The organism is Okeania sp., assembly GCF_983059655.1.
In genome coordinates, this window is sequence record NZ_CEZPJD010000033.1 from 1 (window position 1) to 4126 (window position 4126).

At 36.7% G+C, this 4126-nt stretch carries 3 protein-coding genes; 1 reads left to right on the forward strand and 2 read right to left on the reverse strand.

All coding sequences use genetic code 11. From position 1 onward, the window contains the following. Positions 1–248 precede the first annotated feature (248 nt). The gene (locus tag AC3DU7_RS03905; RefSeq protein WP_488038048.1) at positions 249–659 is read left to right on the forward strand and encodes an SRPBCC family protein; all 411 of its coding nucleotides are present in this window, start codon (positions 249–251) and stop codon (positions 657–659) included. 857 nt (positions 660–1516) lie between these two features. On the opposite strand, the gene AC3DU7_RS03910 is transcribed toward AC3DU7_RS03905, so the two are convergent. Both AC3DU7_RS03910 and AC3DU7_RS03915 read right to left on the reverse strand, forming a co-directional pair. Then, entirely contained in the window at positions 1517–2698 is a 1182-nt protein-coding gene (locus AC3DU7_RS03910; protein WP_488038049.1) for a GNAT family N-acetyltransferase, read from the reverse strand. A 271-nt stretch (positions 2699–2969) separates the two neighbouring features. Then, positions 2970–3653: a Uma2 family endonuclease gene (locus tag AC3DU7_RS03915; RefSeq protein ID WP_488038050.1), complete on the reverse strand. Its 684-nt coding sequence runs from the start codon at positions 3651–3653 to the stop codon at positions 2970–2972. Positions 3654–4126 lie beyond the last annotated feature (473 nt).

A 4126-nucleotide genomic window follows, 5' to 3' on the forward strand; every position in this document is an offset into this window, starting at 1 on the left:
ACAGCCGTTAACGTAGTTATGCGCTAGCAAAACGACCGCTTTTTTCCCCTTGAAAGGGGAGGATTTTTACCTGAATTATTGAATTATTTAATTATTAATTCTTTGGTAAAATTGATTTATACAGAATCCGGTCATATAGTATATGTTGATAATTCTATAATTACTTCAATATTTAATCTCCCCCACTCCCCCACTCCCCTACTCCCCTACTCCCCTACTCCCCACTATAATAATGAGGTGAACTAACAATGCAATTTGAGTCCAAAATAGAAATTAATGCCAACCCAGAAAATATCTTTAAAATTTATTCAGAGGTGAATCAATGGTCGAATTGGGACCCAGATACTAAATATGCATATCTTCATGGAAATTTTGCTGATAATTCATTGATTGATTTACAAATACAATCTGGGACTCGCGTTCAAATTAGGTTAGTAAAAGTAATTAGGAATAAGTCATTTATTACTGAATCAAAATTACCTTTATGTACTATCAGGATGGAACATATTCTTCAACCATTTGAAAGCAAAACTTTAGTTACACACAGAATTTTGTTTTCGGGAATTTTCAAGTATATTTTTTCATTTATGTTAGCTGCTCAAATGAAAGAATCTTTATCTCAAACACTTTTAGCCTTAAAAGACTTCGTAGAATCATAATTTTTGGGTAATATCATGTCCGGTTGAACAGTTTCAAAGGAAGGCAGGAGGCAGGAGGCAGAAGGTTTTCTTCCATTGTCACCTTAATTTTATACACGCTCCGATGCTACCGGACATGATATCACCAATTCTGAAATATTTTTGTATTATTTTGTATTATTGCGATATACGCAATAAAAGAGAACGAACGCCCAAACCACCCAATAGAAATAGACCAAAAATTGAACCGGCTTCGGGGACAGATATCTAGATTTAGATGTAGGGACAAACAGCGGTTTGCTTCTACGGTTAGATTTAATGTAGAAACACTTCTTTACTAAAAATGTGGTTACTCCCGTTATTGGAGATCGATAACTTAATTAGGGCTTGCTGATTAACTCTCAAAGCATTGACTGATATTGGTTTTAGTCTTTGTTAGCGCGAAAAAAGTACCAGCTTTTCGGTCGATCAAGCTCAAAAAATCAGCATTTTCAGCAGAGAAGGGCGGAAAAATCAAGGGATAAATATATCCGACTACCTCCTCTATAACTCCCCGTTCCTCCTGAATCTTAACTACTCCCTACTCCCTACTCCCTACTCCCTATCTCAACAAAAAAACTTTTTCAGCAAACCCTAATTACAGATTATAGAATAGGCAAATCAAAACATTGTCGAAAATCGACAGTGAAGATCGACAACTTTTTGACAAATTTAAAAAATTACTGAAACTTAGTCATAGCAAGGTATTTAGCATGATATGGAACTAAAATCGAAAAGAATATTTTTAAAACTTGTCGATTTTCGACAATGTGGAAAATATCAGGAACGGGCAAGATGCCCATTCCACAAAACTATTAAGCCCAATTTTTTCTTAGCTTTTAAGAATTACTCTGACTAAAAGGTAAATCTTCATTAATTCTCTCCATTTCTAACTGTTCCATTTCATTCACTTGCCCAATGTAAGACAAGAAGATTTTTGATAAACGATTATGATAAAACTTGTGCAGACTATAGTTAGGTGTCGCTGGAAAACCACGCCGTTTTTTATGACGCCCACCAGCACCAGGGTCAAAAGTATTAATACCATGGTCGATCGCCCATTCTATCGGAGCATAATAACAAGCATCAAAATGTAAACAATCTATTTCGTAGGTGCTGCCCCAGTAACGACCATAAAGGCGATCGCCCTTAGTAATACAAAACGACATTCCTACAGGCAAGCGGTCATCTTCCTCACTGTAACCTGCTACAAATAATACTCGATGACGAAAGTCGTGATGTAATTGCTCAAAAAATCGCTTTGTTAAATATTTACTACCCCACCAACCAAATTTATCGCAGGTACTCTCGTAAAAACTGTACATCTTAGAAAACAAAGCTTTCGGTATTTCATCCCCAGTGAAAGTCTGCATTTGTAAACCAGCTTTTCCTACTGCTTTGCGTTCTCGCTTAATATTACGACGTTGATTAGCATTAAACACTTTGAGATAGTCATCAAAAGTTTGATAACCTTGATTCTGCCAAATGTAACTATGGTGTAGCCAACTACTAAAACCATTACGTTGCAGTACAGGATGCCATTCTGGATCGACATAGAGAAAATGACATCCAGAAATATGATGGCGATCGCAAAAATGATCGATTTCATTGACCATCAAGGCTGTCATTTCATCTTCATCCTCCCCAGGTGCAATTAAAAATCTATATCCCTCAGCAGGAGTAAAAGGCGACATTCCCAATAACTTCGGGTAATATTCAATACCTAAGCGGTAAGCTACATCGGCCCATTGATGGTCAAAAACAAATTCACCTTGACTGTGTCCCTTGATATAAAGTGGAGCTGCTGCTATCAATTGTCTATCCCGCCATACTGTTAAATGTTGCGGTAGCCATCCACTTCTACCACCCACACTACCAGAAGTTTCCATATTATGCAGCCAGTCCCATTCTAGGAAGGGAGTTTTTAAAGGTTGGGCCAGAGCATCCCACTCTGGTTTAGGGACTTCAGCAATTTTGCCAATCCAGGCTAGAGAATATTGAGGTTTAGGCTGTTGGATCATATTTAACTCTTTTTGGCGCGTCTGATATTTAAGTTAATCTATTCTCAACTTATTGTGCATTTGTTGGCCGTGCTTGAAGAAGTAGTTAGATAGGGAAATCGCCTGTAGGGCGATGTACAGGAGAATGCAGTGATATCATGTCCGGTAGCATAGGTGTAATTTAGATAAGGAGAGTGGGAACCCACTCCTAATATCATGTTCCCCCTCCGGGGGAGCTGCGCTAACGGTTGAATACTTACACTTTGGAGAAAGGAAGGCAGCTATGCTGGAGTCAGAATTCCCTTCTGCCTTCTGCCTCCAGCCTTCTGCCTTTCCTAATAATTTGTTCTCTCACCCAATTACGAAAAGTTTTCATAGTTTGATTTCTACCTATATTTTGACAGCGAATACTATATTCTGGAATTACTTCAGTTAAGGGTAAATCTGGAAAATGAGGGCTAAATTCTGATTCTATATATTTATTATTTTCTAACACATAGATTTGTAATTTTCCTTTTTCAAATCGCCAAAGTTCCCCTACTCCTAAATTTGCGTAAATACTCAGATGAGTACGAGAAGTTATATCTATTTCTAAGGCTAAATCTGGCGATGGGTCAATAGTTAAATCCAGACGTTCTTTCCCACGAACTTTAGCTTCATTTTCAATATAAAAACAATTGTCTGGTTCTATTCCTTTTGCCATTTGCTCATTTTTGAAAGTTGTTGAACCTAGAGTTAAAAATTCTCTGTCTAGTTCTTCTAAGAGTGCTTTTACTAAGTCGCTAATAATTTCTTTGCTAAGTTCATGTTTTGGTAATGGATTCATAATTTCTAAAGTGTTATTTGTATAAGCTATTCGAGAAGCACGATTTTCTCCTAAGTCTTTGAGAATTTCTTCAAATTCTTGCCAGCTTACATCTTTTAACAACACTTTTTGACCTGGTGGTATGGTTAATCTTTTCAGTTCTAGCAGCATTTTTTTATTGAAAAAATTTCAGTATGGATGAATAAAGCGATGGTTGGCAAATATTAAAATATTGACCATTATAGCAGAAGGAAGGAGGAGTTTAACGATCTACCACTGCTATGCTGGACTACCATTATCATAATGGAATTAGTATGAAAATTTTAAGCTATTAGACATCTGGTAAAAATCAAAAATAAAATCAATTATTATCCATAAATTATCAATTATTTCTCCCTGTTCCCTGTTCCCTGTTCCCTGTTCCCTGTTCAATTATTATCCATAAATTATCAATTATTTCTCCCTGTTCCCTGTTCCCTGTTCCCTGTTCCCTGTTCAATTATCAATTATTTCTCCCTGTTCCCTGTTCCCTGTTCCCTGTTCCCTGTTCCCTGTTCAATTATCAATTATTTCTCCCTGTTCCCTGTTCCCTATTACCTATTACCTATTACCTATTAATTGTTGAACTTTATTTAGGAACCTGC